Below are 16,820 nucleotides of genomic sequence, written 5' to 3'. Positions count from 1 at the left end.
CAACCCCTATGGTCAACTCCACTCGCCGCCGTTTTCTCTTTCTGCTGGGCAGCACCCGCCGCAGCGGCAACAGCGAGCTGCTGGCCCGCCGCGCCGCCGAATTTCTGCCCGCCGCAACGGAGCAGCAGTGGTTGTTTCTTCCCGATTACCCGCTGCCCCCGTTCATCGACCGACGGCACGACGACCACTACCCCACGCCTACTGCCGGACCCGAAAAAACGCTGCTCGCTGCCACGCTGGCGGCCACCGATTTAGTACTGGTCTCACCGCTTTACTGGTACGCCCTCTCCACGCCCGCCAAGCACTACCTCGACTACTGGAGCGCCTGGCTGCGCGGGACAGGCCTCGATTTTCGGGCGCAGATGCGGGGCAAAACCCTCTGGGCCGTGGTGGCCGGCAGCGGCCCCGAAGCCGAGGCCCGGCCCCTGCACGAAGCCCTGCAGCTCACGGCCAGCTATATGCCCATGGCCTGGGGCGGCTACCTCTACGGCAACGGCTCCCGCCCCGGTGACGTCCGTCAGGATGCAGCAGCCTGGCAGGCCGCAGAAGGTTTTTTCGGACCCGCATCAACTTAAGAGTAGAGTCCTGCGAGCCTATTTTATCAGCGGATACAGCGCGTCACCTATTTTCTCCAGGTCGCCGGTATCGGTATTGCAGAGGATGATGAGCGTCGTGCTGAAATCGGGGCTCGTGAGCAGCACCGAGTTGAAGCCGTCGATACTGCCGCGGCGCTCCAGCACCGGCCGGCCAAAGGTGCGGTTGTTGTAGTAGAAGCCAACGGTTGGGCGGCCCCGGGCATAGTCGAGGTAAGCCGGCTGCTGGGGCTTGATGAGCAGCTGGGCCGTAGCCTGGGGCCGCAGCAGCCGGTTGGTGCGCAGGGCTTCTACAAGCTTACCCAAGTCTTCCACCGTCGAGTACACGGCCCCCGCACCGGCATAATTCAGCAACTCCCGCGTATCGTTTTGCAGCGGCTTGGCTGGGCTACCCTCGCCAAAAGAATAGTTGTGGTAGCCGTAAGCCAGATTGGCAATAACGCGGTAATCGGTCAATACGCCCGTATTACGCATGCCCAGCGGGGCCAGAATAGCCTCCCGCAGCAGCTCCGGGTACGGCCGGCCGGCCGCTACTTCCAGCACCCGGGTCAGCAGGATATAGTCGACGTTGTTGTAGTTGAAGCCGGGCGCCGTTTTGGCTTCCTTGCGCCGAACATATGTTCGCACGAAATCGGCTGGGCTCAGCCGGGTAGCGTAGGCGTTTACCGACTCGTTCTGAAGACCTGAATAATGCGTCAGCAAGTCCAACAGCGTTATGTGCTGGCAGTCGGGTGGCAGTTCGGGCAGGTAGGCGGCGGCTTTGTCAGCGAGTTTCAGCCGGCCCTGCTGCTGGAGTTGCAGCGTCAGCAGGGCCGTAAACGTCTTGGTCATCGACGCAATCGGAAACCGGGTGCTGTCGGTAACCGGCACGGCAAACTGGAGGTTGGCGTAGCCTTTATTGAAACGGGCCACTACCCGGCCCGCTTTCAGCACCAGCACCGCCCCATTGAAATGACCGGCCTCGTATTCGGCCGTCAGCACCGAATCGAGGCGGCTGTTTTGCGCCCTGCCAGGCCAGGCCAGCAGCAGCGACAGAAGTAATAGCAAGTAGCGCATAGGGCCAGAAAGATAAGCCGGCCGCACCCGCTCTGGCAAATCCGAAGCCTAGTTCTATACGGTGCCAGCGGCGGCTATAAAGCTACTTCCCGAGCAGCTTGGCCACGTACTTGCCCACGATGTCGAACTCCAGGTTCACCCGGTCACCGGGGCGCAGGTCCTGGAAGGTGGTGTGCTCGTAGGTGTAGGGGATGATGGCCACCGAGAAGCCGTCGTCGGTGCTCTCGAAGCAGGTGAGGCTGGTGCCGTTGATGCAGATGGAGCCTTTTTCGACCGTCACGCGGCCGGGGCCGGCTTCGTGGCGGAAGCGGTAGAGCCAGGAGCCGTTCTGGTCGGCAACCGACTCGCAGGTGGCCGTCAGGTCCACGTGGCCCTGCACGATGTGGCCGTCGAAGCGGCCGTTGGCAGCCAGGCAGCGTTCCAGGTTTACGCGCCGGCCAGGTGCCCAAGTGCTGAGGTTGGTTTTTTGCAGCGTCTCGTCGATGGCCGTGACCACGTGGGTGCCGGCCGCGGCGTCCACGGCTACCACCGTCAGGCATACGCCGTCGTGGGCCACGCTCTGGTCGATTTTCAGCTCCGAAGCAAAGCCCGAAGCTACGGTGAAATGGATGTTGGAGCCTTCACGGCGTATGGCGCTGATGCTGCCTAATGTTTCGATGATGCCGGTAAACACAGATGGATAGTGGTAAAAGTGGTAAATGAGCGGCAGCCAGATTCGGACAGGCAGCAGGTGGTATAACAAAACCCTGGCAGCAGAAATGTTTCAGTCCATCACTTCCCGCGGCCCTCGATAATAATCTTGAGCGTGTAGAGCAGCACCCGGAAGTCCATGGCCAGGCTCATGTTTTCGATGTAAAGGATGTCGAATTTGAGGCGCTCGACCATTTGGGCCACGGTTTCGGCGTAGCCGTACTTTACCTGGCCGAGGCTGGTGAGGCCGGGGCGCACGCGGTGCAGGTGACGGTAATGGGGGGCAATTTGCACGATCTGGTCGATGAAGAAGCGGCGCTCGGGCCGCGGGCCCACCAGGCTCATGTCGCCCTTGATGACGTTCCAGAACTGGGGCAGCTCGTCGAGGCGCACCCGGCGCATAAAGCGGCCCCAGCGTGTAATGCGCGGGTCGTGGTCGGACGACAGGGCCGGGCCAGCCTGCTCGGCATCGACGTACATCGAGCGAAACTTATAGATGCGGAACGGTACGGCATTGCGCCCGATGCGCTCCTGCGAGTAAAATATCGGCCCCGGCGACGAGAGCCGGACCATGAGGGCCGTGAAGGCGTACACCGGCCAGCCCAGCAGCAGAAACAGCACCGACCCCACTACATCGATCAGTCGCTTGGCCACCTTCTGCCAGATGGGCAGCAAATCCTGCTTGATGTCGATGAGCGGCGTACCAAATACGTGGCTCACCTTCACCGAGCCCAGCAGCATCTGGTAGAGGTCGGGCAGGATGCTGATGCGGGCGGGCGTGCCTTCGAGCAGCGTCAGAATTTCCTCGATTACGCGGTGTTCGCTGGGTTCGATGGCAATCACGATCTGTTCCAGATTCAACTCCTGTACCAGCGCCGGCAGGTCGCGGTACGAGCCGCGCTCGGGCAGTTCAACCGCCAGCTCGGCGTCGATGCCCGGGCCCAGCGGCGCGAAACCCACCAGCCGCAGGCCTAGTTCGCGGCCGGTGCGGCGCAGGTCGTGGCAGGTGCTAAGAGCCAGCGACCCCGAGCCAACTAACAGCGTATTGAAGCTGATGACGCCCCCGCGCACTAGCTGCTGCACGCTGTGCACGGCCCAGAGCCGCAGCACGGCCGTAATGGCGAAATGCAGCAGGAAGTAGGCCGTAATGGTTTTGTAATAGCTGCGGTAGTTCTGCACGCCCTGGTCGTCGAGCAGCAGCACGAAAAAGATGAGCACCGCTCCCAGCACCGACACGCGCGCCAGCCGGATCAGCTCGGCCAGCCGCGACTTGCGGAAAATATCGTTGTACTCGCCCAACAGCGCGTACAGGCCCGTCCAGAACGTAGCAATTATCAGCGACGCGCCCGCTAGAAAGGCGGCATCGGCGGCGAAATGGTAGTCGGCATCGGGGCCGATTTCGCGCAACAGGTACTTGCGCACCAGAAAAAAGCACACCCACGCCAGCAGCGCCGCCCCAAAGTCGGCGGCTATCAGCTTCATTTTTTGCAGAGTACGAATCAAGAGTGAAGCAGGTAAGCGGTTCGGCCGGCGGCAAAGCTGATTTTTCTGGCCCGGAAGCCCTAATTTTACGCTTCCGCTTAGCCCGGCCTCGCTGCCGGGCCGGTTCGTTCGGAGCGGCGTAAAGGTAGGCAATACCCGTCAGCCCGCTCCGGTGCTCGCCCGCGTCCGCCGCTTCTATCCCGCCACCTATGCATTCTGCTGCCCCCGACACGTACCGCCACCGAGGAATGCGCCGCGCGCTGGTGGAGGAGCTACGCCGCAAGGGCATCCGCGACGAGCGCGTGCTGGCCGCCATCGGCACGGTGCCGCGCCACCAGTTTTTCGCCGCCGGCTTCCAGTCGCACGCCTACCACGACAAGGCCTTCCCCATCGGCGAGGGCCAGACCATCTCGCAGCCCTACACCGTGGCCTACCAGACCGAGCTGCTCCGGATCGGGCCCCACGACAAGGTGCTGGAAATCGGCACCGGCTCGGGCTACCAGTGTAGCGTGCTGCTGCTGCTCACGCCCCACGTGTTTAGCATCGAGTACAACCCGGTGCTGTTCGAGCGCACGGCCCGCCGTCTGGCCGGGCTGGCCCAGCCGCCCCAGCTGTTCTGCGGCGACGGCTCGCTGGGCCTGCCCTAGCACGCGCCCTTCGACCGGATTCTGGTAACGGCCGGCTCGCCCACGCTGCCCCGGCCGCTGCTGCAGCAGCTGCGCGTGGGCGGCGCGCTGGTAATTCCGGTGGGCGACGCCAACCGCCAGCGCATGGTGCGCGTGGTACGCGAAAGCGAAGACGAATTTTCGCGCCAGGAGCTGGAGGAGTTCCGGTTTGTGCCGCTGCTGGGCAAAGCCGGCTGGGGCTAGCATTGAATGAGTGATTTGGTGAATGAGGGCGTTCTGTTGCCCCTCCTAAGCGAACGGCCGTTGAAGAATAACAGAACGCCCTCATCCACCAAATCACTCATTCACTATTTCACCAGCCTACCGTCTTACCTTTGCGCACTCTTAAGTTGAATTCAATTTTCTTCGATGACCCGCAAACCCAAGCCTGTTAAAGACTCGTTCGTGCGCATGACCGAGCTGGTGCTGCCCAACGATACCAACACGCTCAACAACCTGATGGGTGGCCGCATGATGCACCTGATGGACGTAGCCGCCGCCATTTCGGCCCAGCGCCACTCCAACCGCATCGTCGTGACGGCCTCGGTTGATAACGTATCCTTCCGCGAAGGCATCAAGCTGGGCAGCGTTATTACGCTTGAAGCCCAGGTCACGCGCTCGTTCAGCTCCAGCATGGAGGTGCACATTGATGTATGGTCGGAAGACATTCCGAGCGGCACCAAGGTGAAGTCCAACGAGGCGTTTTTCACCTTCGTCGCCGTCGATCAGTCGGGCCGGCCGATTGATGTGCCCGATGCTATTCCGGAAACTGCGGCCGAGCAGGCCCTGTTTGAGGGCGCCCTGCGCCGCCGCCAGCTGCGCCTGGTGCTGGGCGGCCGCATGGCCCCGCAGGAGGCCACCGAACTCAAAGCCCTGTTCGACCTGGTAGCCCAGGCCGCCGAGGACGACTCGGCAAGCTGAGTGAGTAAGGAAAGAAACGACCTGCTGACTGCCAGCAGCGTAGCGCTGCTGGCTCGTTGCTAGTTTTCTGTATCCCCAGCCCGCGAAATACTTCGGTTTCGCGGGCTGAGGCCTTTTTATCGGCGTTGGGGAATGCGTAAATTGCCCCTACGCCCCCTACTCTGCTCTTTTGCATGGACAACGCCGCTACGCTCGCCTTCTTCCAAAACTTCTACACCGAAGCCTCGCTCTATGTAGTGCCCGAGCCCACTACCGCATCCCAGCCGGCAGCAGATGCGCCGCCCGCGCCTACGGCTCCGGTTGCTTTAGCTTCGGCCGGTGCTCCCCCACCAGCCACTCCGCCGGTTGCGGCTAAGCCCGACCCAGCTCCACTCCCACCCATGCCGCCGGCCGTGGCGCCGGTAGCTGCTGCTGCTGCTGCCGCCGCGCCAACGCCCCCGGAAACCTCAGCGCCAGCGCCACCAGCGCCAGTTCCGACGCCGGTAGTAGCCGCGGCTGCGCCAGTGGCACCAATCGTTGCGCCGGTGCCGGCTGCCGAGGGCCGGGCAGCCGTTACGCTCACGCTAAGCCAACTGCCGGCCGCGGCGGCCGTACCGGCTTCGCAGGCGGGGCGGGTGCAGCCCACGCCCTCCCAGTCGCCGGTGGCGCACGTGCCGTTTTCTGTGTTGGGCAGCAACTTCGGGGGCCTCGTCATTCTGGTGCGGCTGCCCGAGGCGCAGTTCCGGAAGCTGCCGCGCAACGTGTTTCTCAACAATCTGCTCAAGGCCCTGCGCCTGATTATGGAGGACGTGGTACTCGTGAACGTGGAACACGATTCCTACCCGGTGGCCCTGTGCAGCCTGCGCCAGCACTTGGCGGCCCGGCAGTTTCTGGCCTTCGGCAAAAACCTGCTCGATGTGGCCGTGTACACCACCCAGCCCTACGAGCCCGTGCTGCTCTACGGCGACACCGCCTTCCTCGGGGCCAGCGAAATCGAGATGCTCGAATACGACGCCGGCCGCAAAAAGAAGCTCTGGCAGTCAGTCCAGCGCATGTTTGGGGTGTAGAAGTGAGCTACTTCATTATCATAAGATAGCTTACGCCTTCGTCAACGAAGTGCACTGAGTATTATAGTGGTTTCTTCGACAGATACTTCTTTTGTAAATAGCCTACCACTCCAACGTCCCCATCCATGTGGCTTACTCGTACCCACTTATTATTAGGAATCTCTTCAACAGTTAACAGGTAACGAGAATGTAATTCAAAATGAACTTCTGAATTACATTCGGGTCTCCCCCTAATTCCTATTCTTTTCACATTTATATAACATGTATCGCCGACAGCGTATTCTTTAGAAAATACTTTGATACCACGTTTGCTAGTTTGACCGGTACATTGTGCTACTGTGAATAAATACAGAAGAAGTATTAGCAGGCATTTTGCTATCTTAAAAACCATCTGATTACATTTTGGGCTTACATATAATAATTTCCTAAATCGCTTAGACGGATATTTGTGTCTTGTCATTATTGTGGTATTATTTAATGACAAGACACAAATATGCGTCTCTACAGCCGAGCAGGTACGCCGTTCGCACAACCGCTATTGCAGTAATTGCTTGACTACTTCAGCACCGAGGCCAGTTTGGCTTCCAGTTCGGCACCGCGCAGGTTTTTGCCCACGATACGGCCCTGGGGGTCGAGTAGAATGGAGGCGGGAATGGACTTGATGCCGTAGGTCTGGCCGGCGGCCGACTCCCAGCCTTTCAGGTCCGACACCTGCTTCCACACCAGGCCGTCGGCTTCGATGGCTTTGAGCCACTTGGCCCGGTCCTGGTCGAACGAGACGCCGTAGATTTCGAAGCCCGGGCCCATGTTCTTGTACTTGTTGTAGGCCCGCACCACGTTGGGGTTTTCGCGGCGGCAGGGGCCGCACCAGCTGGCCCAGAAGTCAATCAGCACGTACTTGCCGCGCAGGCTGGTGAGGGCCAGCGGTGGGCCCTGGGGCGTAGGCAGGCTGATTTCGGGGGCCGTGGCGCCCGAGGCGGTGGCACGCAGGCCGTCGAGGCGCGTAGCCAGGGTTTTGGTATAGCGCGAGTTGGGCGCCGAGGCCTTGAGGGCCGTGGCCACCGAGTCGGCCAGGGCGAAGTTCTCGTCGGGGTTGAGCACGCTGGCGGCCACGAAGCCCGACACGATGGAGCTTGGATTCTGGCGTACCAGCCGCAGCATCTGCTGCTGGCCCTGGCGCTGCAGGGCTTCGGCCCGCGCCTGAATGGCCTGCATCGAGTCGGTGCGGCCGGCCTGGGCGGCGGCGGCGTAGCGCTGCTCGAGGCGCGGCATGTCGCGCTGCAGCTGCTGCTGGTTGGCTTCGGCGGCTTTGTTTATCTGGCGCAGCAGCTCCGAATCGGGCGAGCCCTGTACCGTGTACGTGGCGGGCAACTGCTGGGCGTCGCCGGCCAGCTGCACCCGCTGGCCGGGGCCGAGCACTACCAGCGCCTGGTTCTGGTCGGTGGTTTTCACCTGATAGAGTCCGGCCTCGGTCAGCGGCCCTTTGAACTCAAACTGGCCCTTCTCATCAACGGTAGCCGTATCGCGCGATACGAACTGGGTTTCGCCCAGCTCGGCCAGGTACACCTTGGTACCAGCAGGCGCGTTTTGCAGTTGGCCGCTCAGTTCGTAGCCGGTAGCGTCGGATCCGCTGGTGATGGGCGTGGCATTTTTGTTACAGGCATTGGTCATGCCCAGCAGGGCGCCAAAATAGAGCAGGCTCTTCATTTTCATTCGTTAAGCAGAAAGCGAACCGGCCACTGATGAGGACCGGAGTATGGGGCAAAGACCTAGAAACAGGCTGCAAGTTGCCAATTTTGCCCGGAACCGGTGACGCCCCCCTAACTGTGACCGTCCTCAGACGGTTCAATCCACTGATGTCAGTAATAGAATTTTTGCCGTTTATAATATTGACTAACAGATACTTATTGCAAAATCTGACGGAGGCGCTTTTCCAGCGCTTCACCGCGTAAATCACGGGCCACCATGCGACCGGCGGGGTCAATGAGGAAGGAACTTGGAACGGCCAATACCCCGTAGAGCTGGGCCGAAGGCGAGTCCCAGCCTTTCAGATCCGAAACCTGCGTCCAGGGCAGCTGGTCCTGGGTAACGGCCTTGCGCCACTTGCCCCCGTCGCTATCCACCGACACGCTCACAATTTCCAGTCCTTTGGTCTGGTATTGTTGATACAGGGCTTTCAGGCGCGGATTTTCGGCCCGGCAAGGACCGCACCAGCTAGCCCAGAAGTCGAGCAGCACATACTTGCCGCGCAGACTGCTCAGGCTAAATACCGGCCCCGCCACAGTGGGCAGCGTGAAATCGGGGGCCGGCTGGGCATTGGCCGCCCCAACGGCCGCCACGGAGGTGCGCACGCGGTTGCCGAGGGCCTGCACTTCGGCTGAAGCGGGCTGCCGCCCCGCCAGCACTGCCGTCATCGAATCAACAAATACCTGCTGACTGGCCTGACGACTCAGGTAGGCTTTGGTTAAATAAGCGGCCAGAAAATCGTCGGGCGTGGTTCGCACTAAGGCCCGGAGCCGGCGCAGGTCGGCATTAGTAGCGGGCAACTGGGTGGCGCCTACCATGTGCGGGGCAATTTCTTCCCGAAACTGCTGCCACTGCGTAACGCCAACCGAGCCAGCAACCGTAAACCTTCGTCTTTTCTGCTCGGGTGCGAGTTGGAAGGCCAGCTCGTCGCCGGGGTGCAAGGGAAACTGGTAAACGGATTTCTGCCCTTTGATTTTCAGGGTTCCCATAATAGGCGCGGCCAACTCTCCCCGTAGCTCTACGTGGCCCGCCGCGTCCACGGTAGCCGAGTCGAGCGTGCGCCAGGCATCCTGATAATGCGTGAGGTAAATGGTAGTTCCGGGAGCTACGCGGTCTACCTGGCCCCGCAATACGTAGGCGGGCGGCGCAACCGCCAAGTTCAGCAGCCAGGGAAATAAAGCAGAAAGCATGGGGGCAGGTTGAGGAATAAGAGTGAGAAAATGCGCAGCTTCTGGTAGGCACCACAGCGCGAATGAAAACCGAATCTGTACCCGATTAATCTAGCGGAATATATTCTGAAATTTTCTGGCCCAGGTCGCGGCCTTGCAGGTTACGGGCCAGCTCGTAGCCCTGCGGGTCGAGCAGCACGGCGGTAGGCTGCTGGCTGACCTCGTAGGCCCGGGCTGCCTCGCCCGACGAGTCCAGCACCTGGGACCAGGGCAACGCCTCGGCGGCAACAGTTGCGCGCCACGCGGCCGGGTCGGCGGTCTGCCACACGCTTACTATAACGAGCCCCCGGTGGTAGAACTGGCTATAGAGCTTGCGCAGGTTGGCGTTTTCGGCCTGGCACTCGGCGCAGCCGGCAGCACGGAAATCGAGCAGCACATAGCTGCCGCGCAGGCTACTCAGCACCAACTGCTTATCGGCGGCAGTGGGCAGCGTGAAATCGGGCGAGGCTGGTCGGGTGTCGCGGCGGTTCTGGGTGGCCGCGCCGGGCGTGGCCGGCGCCCCAATCCGCTGGCAGCTGCCCAGCAGCAGAAACAGGAAGAATCCGGGGTAGTAGCCGCGCATGAGTTGGCCGTAAACAGGTGAAGTAGCTGCCAATCTACGGATTTCGCCCGCACTGCAAATCAACCACGCGGCTACTTTCCCGAACGTTGGCAGCCCGGGTCGGATACGGGTGCGGTGCAGGCTCCCTTTCCGGCGCCCTCCGGCGGCCTATCTTCGGGAGCCGGGCCACGCGCTGTTATCCGGCTCCTTCCTGTTCCACCGCTGCCGGCCCTGCTCATGAGCGCTCCTATTCCTACCTATCAGCTGCAGGCGTTTGCCCACCCCGAGGGGGCCGCGCCCGAGGTTTTTGTACCCGATTACGCAACCGGCCGGCCCCGGATTCCGCTGCATCGGCCCTACCGCGGCAACTACTACAAAATCAGCCTCTGCCTGCGGGGCCAGGCCGAGCTGACCATCGACCTGGCCCCTTACGTGGTAACGCCCGGCTGCCTGGTGCTGGCGACGCCGGAGGTAATCAAGCAGTGGCTGCACGTAACCGACGATTACGAAACGCTGTCCGTCTTTTTCACCCGCGAATTCATCACCACCCACCACAAGGCAACGAACCGGCTGCGCTTTTTTGTGGCCCCCGCCGCGTACGTGCGCCAGCTTTCGGCCCCGGAAGCGGCCAACATTGCCGCGTCTTTCCGCTTCCTGCAGCAGAAGTACCGCACGCCCCACGTACAGCGCCCCCATATCCTGCAAAACATCCTCACCAGCCTGCTCTATGAAGTAGCCAGCATTTACGACCAGCCACTGGCCGCCCCACCGGCCGCCACTCCCCGAAACCAGGCGTTGGCGGCCGGTTTCCGGCAGCTGGTACAAACCCACTGCCTCGCCGAGCGGCGCGTAACGTTCTACGCCGCCGCACTCTGCGTTACGCCCAAGCACCTCAGCGCTTTGGTGAAGGAGGCCACTGGCCGAACCGCGCGCGACTGGATAACCCAGGCGGTGGTGTTGGAAGCCAAAACCCTGCTGCAGAACCCCACGCTGCCGGTTTACCAGGTGGCCGCGAGCCTGCAGTTTGCCGACCAGTTCGCGTTCAGCCGGTTCTTCAGGCAAAACACTGGCCTTTCCCCTAGCGCTTACCGGCAGGGCAACTGAGCCGGGTTGGCGACTTTTCGCCATACATTGCCGCCCTGCGGCCATTTTACCGACCGGCTGGGGGCCGCAACTTTGCACCTGCAATTCCGGCCAACCCGCGGCGTCCGCCAAAGTGGCCTGGCCAGGGCCGGCCGGACTTGCTTGGTCATCCACTTTCACCGGCAACCCCTTATACCATGATGTTAATAACCGGCGCTACCGGCCATTTAGGCACGGCCGTACTACGCACGCTGCTGCAAAAAACACCCGCCTCGCAACTGGCGGCACTGGTCCGCGACGAAGCCAAAGCGACTGACTTACAGGCCCGGGGCGTGCACATCCGCGTGGGCACTTACGCCGACCCGGCCGCCCTGGACCGCGCCATGCAGGGCATCGAAAAGGTGCTGCTAATATCAGGCGGCGGCGATGATGAGGCGTTGCAACACCATTTCAACGTAGTTGATGCCGCCCAACGGGCCGGCGTGCAGTGCCTGGCCTACACCAGCCGGGCGCTCCAGAATCCGGCCACCCTGACCAACCAGCTCATGCAGCGCCACTTCCAGACGGAGGACTACATCCGGGCGAGCGGGTTGGCCTTTGTACTGTTTCGCAACAGCCTGTACATGGATACGCTACCCCTGTTTACTGGCCTGCAGGTGCTGGAAACGGGCATTCAGCTGCCGGCGGGCCAGGGCCGGGTGGCCTACGCCCTACGCCACGAAATGGGCGAAGCCATTGCCAACGTAATGCTCACCGGTGACTGCGCCAACCGCACGTACCACTTCACGGGTAGCGCGGCCTACTCATTCCACGATGTAGCGGCGGCCCTCACTGCGGCCTCGGGCCAGCCGGTAAACTACACGCCCGCCGGGCAGGCCAGCTTCGCGGCGGGCATGCAGCAGCGCGGAGTGCCGGCGGTGGCTATTGAGCGCACCATCGGGTTTCTGGCCGACATCCAAAACGGCCAGGAAGCGCAGGTCAGCACAGACTTGGCAAATGCTCTGGGCCGCCAGCCCACAAACCTGACAGAAGGCGTGAAAATGCTGTATGAGCTGTAGCGGCGGTAGTTCTCAGCCATAAAAAAGGCCCGCACTACGGCGGGCCTTTTTTATGTGCGGCTGCTTTGGTAGCGGCTGTTTTACTCCTTGGGCTTAGCCGTCGAGGTGCTGGCGCAGCAGTTGGTTGGCCATTTTGGGGTCGGCCTTGCCGCCGGTCAGCTTCATCAGCTCGCCCATAAACATACCCGTAAGGCTCTTTTTACCGGCGCGGTACTCGGCCACCTTGGCCGGGTTGGCGGCCAGCACCTGGGCAATCATGGCTTCCAGCGCCCCGGCGTCCTGGGGCTGCTGCATGAGCCCCTGGGCTTCGGCGGCGGCGGCGGCAGTTTGGGTGGGGTTTTCGAGCAGGTACGGGAACAGCTGCTTGCTGGCCACCGACTGGCCCACCTTATTATCGTCGATAAGCCCGATGATGTCGGCCAGCTGTTGGACCGTGAGCGGGAACTGGTCGAGGGTGAGGGCGCGCTCGTTGAGGTAGGCCTTCACGGGACCGGTTACCCAGTTGGCGGCGGCTTTGGCGTTGGGCGTGAGGCGGGTCAGCTCGTCAAAATACAGCGCCAAATCCTTCTCGGCGGTCAGTACCGAGGCGTCGTAATCCGAGAGGCCCAGCTCGCCGGTGAAGCGGGCGTAGAGCTGCTGGGGCAGCGCGGGCATCTGCTCCTGCATGCGGTGCAGCCAGGCATCATCAATGATAACCGGGGGCAGGTCGGGCTCGGGGAAGTAGCGGTAGTCGTTGAGCGTTTCCTTGCTGCGCTGGGCGTTGGTAGTGCCGGTGGGAGCATCAAAGCCACGGGTCTGGCTGTCGATTACCTCGCCGGCTTCGAGCAGTAGAATCTGGCGCTCAATCTCGTACTCGATGGCCCGCTGCACGTTGCGGAACGAGTTCATGTTCTTCACCTCCACTTTCACCCCGAACTCGGGGGCACCGTGTAGCATCACGCTCACGTTGGCGTCGCAGCGCAGCGAGCCTTCCTCCATGTTGCCGTCGCAGATGCCGAGGTACTCCACCAGCTTCTTGATTTCGGCCAGGTAGGCGTAGGCTTCGTCCGAGTTGCGGATGTCGGGCTCGCTCACGATTTCGATGAGCGGCACGCCGGCCCGGTTGAGGTCCACGAGCGTTTCCACTTCGCCGGCCAGGTGCATGCTCTTGCCCGCATCCTCCTCCATATGAATCCGCGTGACGCCAATCTGCTTGGTGGCGCCGTCGGCGAGGCGGATTTCCACGTGGCCGTCGTGGCAGATCGGGGTTTTGTCCTGGGTTATCTGGTAACCCTTGGGCAGGTCGGGGTAGAAGTAGTTTTTGCGCGCAAACAGATTGTCGCGCCGGATGTGACAGTTGGTGGCCAGTCCCATTTTCATGGCAAACTCGATGGCCGAGTGATTGACGCGGGGCAGCGTGCCGGGGTGGCCGAGCGTGATTACGCTCAGGTTGTGGTTGGGCAGGGCGCCGTACTCGTTTTCGTCGGCCGAGTACATCTTGCTGCGGGTCAGCAGCTGGGCGTGTACTTCGAGGCCGATGACGGGCTGGTATTTGGCTTTGATATGTTCGTCCATTGAATCACAGATTACCGCTGATTTTACCGCGGATTACGCTGATTGAGGGTGCTAAGGTAACCCGGATAGGCGCGTGAACGCACGATGTTGGGGGCAGATGTTGCGCCAGGTAGCACAACACCCGTTTTTGACGGATTAACTGGCTGCAAAACTACTGTCTGCCGCCAGCATGGGCAGTTACGCCAGCGCCTTTTCTACCAGCTCTTTCGCCTTACCAATAGCCGCCGCCAACCCGGCCGCGTTTTTGCCGCCGGCCGTGGCGAAGAACGGCTGGCCGCCGCCGCCGCCCTGGATTTCCTTGCCCAGCTCGCGCACCAGCGTACTGGCGTTGAGCTTACCGGCTGCCACCAGCTCATCGGCCAGCATCACGGCCAGCTGGGGCTTGCCGTCGATTTCGGCACCGAGTACGGCTACCAGGTTGGGCACGGCCTGCCGGAGCTGGAAGGCCAGGGTTTTGAGGCCCTCGGCCGACGTGGCCTGCACCTGCGCGGCCAGGAAATTAACGTCGCCGAGCGGCTGCACCTGCCCCGCCAGCTGCTCGCGCTGCTGGTTGATGCTCTGCTGGGCAAACTGCTCGATCTGCTTGCGCAGGGTGGCAATTTCCTCGGTCTGCTTCTCGATGCCGGGCAGCAGGTGCTGTGGGTTGCCCAGCGCCTCGCGCACCTGGCCCAGCAAATCCAGCTGCTGGTTCACGAAAGCTTCGGCGGCCTCGGCCGTTACGGCCTCAATGCGGCGTACGCCCGCGCCCACCGCGCTTTCGCTCGTGATGCGGAAGTAGCCGATGTCGCCGGTGGTACGCACGTGGCAGCCGCCGCACAGCTCCACCGAAAACTCGCGGTCGAAGGTGATAACGCGCACGAACTCGCCGTACTTCTCGCCGAACAGGGCCGTGGCGCCCAGGTTCTTGGCCTCGTCAATCGGCACGTTGCGGCGCTCATCCAGCGGAATCTGCTGGCGGATGCGGGCATTCACCAGCGTTTCCACCTGCCGGAGCTGGTCGTCGGTTACCTTGGTGAAGTGCGAGAAGTCGAAGCGCAGCAGCTTTTCGTTCACCAACGAGCCTTTCTGGGCCACGTGGGTGCCGACCACCTCGCGCAGGGCAGCCTGCAGCAGGTGAGTGGCGGTGTGGTTGCGCATAATCTGGGCGCGGCGGGCCGGCTCGTAGCGGGCCAGAAACTCGCCCTCCAGATCCTGGGGCAGCTCCAGCACGGTGTGCACAATCAGGTCGTTTTCCTTCTTGGTGTCCACCACCCGCACCTTACTCAGCGGCGATTCCAGGTAGCCCGTGTCGCCCACCTGCCCACCCGACTCGGCGTAGAACGGGGTCTGGTCGAGCACTACCTGGTACTCGGTTTTGCCCTTACGGTCGGTGCGGCGGTAGCGCAGGATGCGGGCCGGGGCCTCGGCCTGGTCGTAGCCCACGAAGGCGGGCACGTCTTCCGATTCGAGTACGATGGTCCAGTCGCTCTGCTCGGCCTCCTGGGCGTTGCGGGAGCGACTTTTCTGGGCCGCCAGCGCCTGCTGGAAGCCTTCCTCATCCACGCTCAGGCCCTTTTCGCGGGCAATCAGAGCTGTCAGGTCGAGCGGGAAACCGAACGTATCCGACAGCTCGAAGGCCGTGGGGCCGTCGATGCGGTTACCCTGCTGGCGGAAGCCTTCCTCGAGCGAGTCGAGGCGGCGCAGGCCGTTTTCGAGCGTTTTGAGGAAGCTGATTTCTTCCTCCTCCACCACGCGCTGTACAAACTGCTGCTGGGCCTTGAGCTCGGGGAAGATGCCGCGCATCTGGTCGGCCAGCACGGGCACGATTTTGTACAAAAACGGCTGCTTCTGGTTCAGGCTCGAAAACGCGTAGCGCACGGCCCGCCGCAGAATGCGCCGGATCACGTAGCCGGCCTTCACATTGCTCGGTAGCTGCCCGTCGGAGATGGTGAAGGCGATGGTGCGGATATGGTCGGCAATGACGCGGATGGCAATGTCGGTCTTGGCGGTTGCCGAGCTGTTAGCTGTTAGCTGTTGGCTGTTAGCTTCCGTGCTGTCATCTGCCGGAGAGCTATCAGCTAACAGCTCTGAGCTAAAAGCTCCCGAATAGGGTATGCCAACTTCCTTCGCAATGAACTGAATCAGCGGCTGGAAAACGTCGGTGTCGTAGTTGGATTTCACGCCCGACACGGCCATCATCAAACGCTCGAAGCCCATGCCCGTATCCACGTTCTGCTGAGGCAGTTTCAGCAGCGACTTATCGGCCCGGCGCTCGAATTCCATGAACACATTGTTCCAGACTTCCACCACCTGCGGGTGGTCGGCATTCACTAGCTCGGCGCCGGGTTTGGCGACCCGCTCCTCGTCGGAGCGTAGGTCGATATGGATTTCGGTGCAGGGTCCGCAGGGGCCGGTGTCCCCCATTTCCCAGAAGTTGTCCTTCTTGTTGCCAGGCAGAATCCGCGCGTCGGTGGTGTACTTGCGCCACAGCTCCTGGGTCTCGGTATCGGGGCCGAGTCCGTCGCCGGCGTCGCCCTCGAAGTAGGTTACGTAGAGGCGGTCCTTGTCGAGGCCGTACACATCCACGAGCAGTTCCCAGGCCCAGGCAATGGCATCGGTCTTGAAATAATCCCCGAACGACCAGTTGCCGAGCATCTCGAACATGGTATGGTGGTAGGTGTCGTAGCCTACCTCTTCCAAGTCGTTGTGCTTGCCCGACACGCGCAGGCACTTCTGGGTATCGGCAATGCGCTTGAACGGGGCGGGTTTGTTGCCCAGGAAGTAGTCCTTGAACGGGGCCATGCCCGAGTTGATGAACAGCAGCGTCGGGTCGTTTTTAACCACAATCGGGGCCGAGGGCACGATGTGGTGACCCTTGGAAGCGAAGAAATCCAGGAATTGCTGGCGGACGTGGGCGGCGGTTGGGAGCATATGGCAGGGGCGCGTTGCGGGCACCCATTCAGGAGGCAGTAAGCCGAAGGTGAAACCAGAAATTGGCGGCAACCGGGTTTTTGCCTATTTTTCGCAAATAACGCTCCCGGTGCTATCGGCAAAGGTAGCCCATCTTGCAGAAGTGAGAAATGGAGCGTGCGAAGTAATTGCTCGAACGAAGCTCAGCTTGTTATGCTCAGATTTTGGCCGTTCTGATCACCCCTCACCTCTGATTTCTCATTTCTT

The 16,820-nt window shown here is 61.8% G+C and carries 13 protein-coding genes and 1 pseudogene; 6 read left to right on the top strand and 8 right to left on the bottom strand.

Going from position 1 to position 16,820, the window contains the following annotated elements; all coding sequences use genetic code 11:
• Nucleotides 1-8 precede the first annotated feature (8 nt).
• Nucleotides 9-575, top strand: a complete 567-nt coding sequence (locus tag BLW21_RS16290) for a flavodoxin family protein (protein ID WP_092741976.1) — start codon at nucleotides 9-11, stop codon at nucleotides 573-575.
• Between the two features lie 18 nt (nucleotides 576-593).
• On the opposite strand, the gene BLW21_RS16285 is transcribed toward BLW21_RS16290, so the two are convergent.
• The 3 genes from BLW21_RS16285 to BLW21_RS16275 all read right to left on the bottom strand — a co-directional run bounded on the left by BLW21_RS16285 (nucleotide 594) and on the right by BLW21_RS16275 (nucleotide 3,842).
• The gene (locus BLW21_RS16285) at nucleotides 594-1,649 is read right to left on the bottom strand and encodes a serine hydrolase domain-containing protein (protein WP_092741974.1); all 1,056 of its coding nucleotides are present in this window, start codon (nucleotides 1,647-1,649) and stop codon (nucleotides 594-596) included.
• Between the two features lie 82 nt (nucleotides 1,650-1,731).
• A complete protein-coding gene (locus BLW21_RS16280; protein ID WP_092742135.1) occupies nucleotides 1,732-2,322 on the bottom strand; it encodes a riboflavin synthase in 591 nt (196 codons plus the stop codon).
• Between the two features lie 98 nt (nucleotides 2,323-2,420).
• Nucleotides 2,421-3,842 (bottom strand): sugar transferase, encoded by a 1,422-nt coding sequence (locus tag BLW21_RS16275; RefSeq protein WP_245711928.1) that lies wholly within the window; start codon nucleotides 3,840-3,842, stop codon nucleotides 2,421-2,423.
• A 188-nt stretch (nucleotides 3,843-4,030) separates the two neighbouring features.
• On the opposite strand from BLW21_RS16275, the pseudogene BLW21_RS16270 reads away from it, so the two are divergent.
• From BLW21_RS16270 to BLW21_RS21250, 3 genes and pseudogenes are all read left to right on the top strand, one after another.
• Nucleotides 4,031-4,690, top strand: a pseudogene (locus tag BLW21_RS16270) (protein-L-isoaspartate(D-aspartate) O-methyltransferase).
• 165 nt (nucleotides 4,691-4,855) lie between these two features.
• Nucleotides 4,856-5,407, top strand: a complete 552-nt coding sequence (locus BLW21_RS16265; RefSeq protein ID WP_092741970.1) for an acyl-CoA thioesterase — start codon at nucleotides 4,856-4,858, stop codon at nucleotides 5,405-5,407.
• Nucleotides 5,408-5,580: 173 nt separating this feature from the next.
• On the top strand, nucleotides 5,581-6,453 hold the full coding sequence (locus tag BLW21_RS21250; RefSeq protein ID WP_139255259.1) for a hypothetical protein: 873 nt from the start codon (nucleotides 5,581-5,583) through the stop codon (nucleotides 6,451-6,453).
• A gap of 555 nt (nucleotides 6,454-7,008) precedes the next feature.
• Here BLW21_RS21250 and BLW21_RS16255 read toward each other — a convergent pair.
• The 3 genes from BLW21_RS16255 to BLW21_RS16245 all read right to left on the bottom strand — a co-directional run bounded on the left by BLW21_RS16255 (nucleotide 7,009) and on the right by BLW21_RS16245 (nucleotide 9,990).
• A complete protein-coding gene (locus BLW21_RS16255; RefSeq protein ID WP_092741966.1) occupies nucleotides 7,009-8,166 on the bottom strand; it encodes a TlpA disulfide reductase family protein in 1,158 nt (385 codons plus the stop codon).
• 191 nt (nucleotides 8,167-8,357) lie between these two features.
• On the bottom strand, nucleotides 8,358-9,389 hold the full coding sequence (locus BLW21_RS16250) for a TlpA disulfide reductase family protein (RefSeq protein WP_092741964.1): 1,032 nt from the start codon (nucleotides 9,387-9,389) through the stop codon (nucleotides 8,358-8,360).
• A gap of 85 nt (nucleotides 9,390-9,474) precedes the next feature.
• A complete protein-coding gene (locus BLW21_RS16245) occupies nucleotides 9,475-9,990 on the bottom strand; it encodes a peroxiredoxin family protein (protein ID WP_092741962.1) in 516 nt (171 codons plus the stop codon).
• Between the two features lie 216 nt (nucleotides 9,991-10,206).
• Here BLW21_RS16245 and BLW21_RS16240 point away from each other — a divergent pair, with 216 nt between their 5' ends.
• Both BLW21_RS16240 and BLW21_RS16235 read left to right on the top strand, forming a co-directional pair.
• Nucleotides 10,207-11,073, top strand: coding sequence for an AraC family transcriptional regulator (locus BLW21_RS16240; protein WP_092741960.1), 867 nt, complete (start codon nucleotides 10,207-10,209; stop codon nucleotides 11,071-11,073).
• Nucleotides 11,074-11,249: 176 nt separating this feature from the next.
• Nucleotides 11,250-12,110, top strand: a complete 861-nt coding sequence (locus BLW21_RS16235) for an SDR family oxidoreductase (protein ID WP_092741958.1) — start codon at nucleotides 11,250-11,252, stop codon at nucleotides 12,108-12,110.
• A 93-nt stretch (nucleotides 12,111-12,203) separates the two neighbouring features.
• Here the strand turns inward: BLW21_RS16235 and gatB are convergent, their stop codons facing one another.
• Nucleotides 12,204-13,664: an Asp-tRNA(Asn)/Glu-tRNA(Gln) amidotransferase subunit GatB gene (gene gatB / locus BLW21_RS16230; RefSeq protein WP_092741956.1), complete on the bottom strand. Its 1,461-nt coding sequence runs from the start codon at nucleotides 13,662-13,664 to the stop codon at nucleotides 12,204-12,206.
• A gap of 177 nt (nucleotides 13,665-13,841) precedes the next feature.
• The gene (alaS, locus tag BLW21_RS16225; RefSeq protein WP_092741954.1) at nucleotides 13,842-16,574 is read right to left on the bottom strand and encodes an alanine--tRNA ligase; all 2,733 of its coding nucleotides are present in this window, start codon (nucleotides 16,572-16,574) and stop codon (nucleotides 13,842-13,844) included.
• Nucleotides 16,575-16,820 lie beyond the last annotated feature (246 nt).

Source organism: Hymenobacter psychrophilus (genome assembly GCF_900107135.1).
Classification (GTDB): Bacteria; Bacteroidota; Bacteroidia; order Cytophagales; family Hymenobacteraceae; genus Hymenobacter; species Hymenobacter psychrophilus.
The sequence above is the reverse complement of the archived record's forward strand: the minus strand, read 5'-3'. Positions and strand labels throughout refer to the sequence as shown.

Excerpts from the sequence above, each read along its gene's own strand:
- BLW21_RS21250 (WP_139255259.1), top strand. The coding sequence starts at position 5,581 with ATGGACAACGCCGCTACGCTCGCCTTCTTCCAAAACTTCTACACCGAA.
- BLW21_RS16285 (WP_092741974.1), bottom strand. The coding sequence starts at position 1,649 with ATGCGCTACTTGCTATTACTTCTGTCGCTGCTGCTGGCCTGGCCTGGC.
- BLW21_RS16290 (WP_092741976.1), top strand. The coding sequence starts at position 9 with ATGGTCAACTCCACTCGCCGCCGTTTTCTCTTTCTGCTGGGCAGCACC.
- BLW21_RS16265 (WP_092741970.1), top strand. The coding sequence starts at position 4,856 with ATGACCCGCAAACCCAAGCCTGTTAAAGACTCGTTCGTGCGCATGACC.
- BLW21_RS16255 (WP_092741966.1), bottom strand. The coding sequence starts at position 8,166 with ATGAAAATGAAGAGCCTGCTCTATTTTGGCGCCCTGCTGGGCATGACC.
- alaS (WP_092741954.1), bottom strand. The coding sequence starts at position 16,574 with ATGCTCCCAACCGCCGCCCACGTCCGCCAGCAATTCCTGGATTTCTTC.
- BLW21_RS16250 (WP_092741964.1), bottom strand. The coding sequence starts at position 9,389 with ATGCTTTCTGCTTTATTTCCCTGGCTGCTGAACTTGGCGGTTGCGCCG.
- gatB (WP_092741956.1), bottom strand. The coding sequence starts at position 13,664 with ATGGACGAACATATCAAAGCCAAATACCAGCCCGTCATCGGCCTCGAA.
- BLW21_RS16240 (WP_092741960.1), top strand. The coding sequence starts at position 10,207 with ATGAGCGCTCCTATTCCTACCTATCAGCTGCAGGCGTTTGCCCACCCC.
- BLW21_RS16235 (WP_092741958.1), top strand. The coding sequence starts at position 11,250 with ATGATGTTAATAACCGGCGCTACCGGCCATTTAGGCACGGCCGTACTA.
- BLW21_RS16245 (WP_092741962.1), bottom strand. The coding sequence starts at position 9,990 with ATGCGCGGCTACTACCCCGGATTCTTCCTGTTTCTGCTGCTGGGCAGC.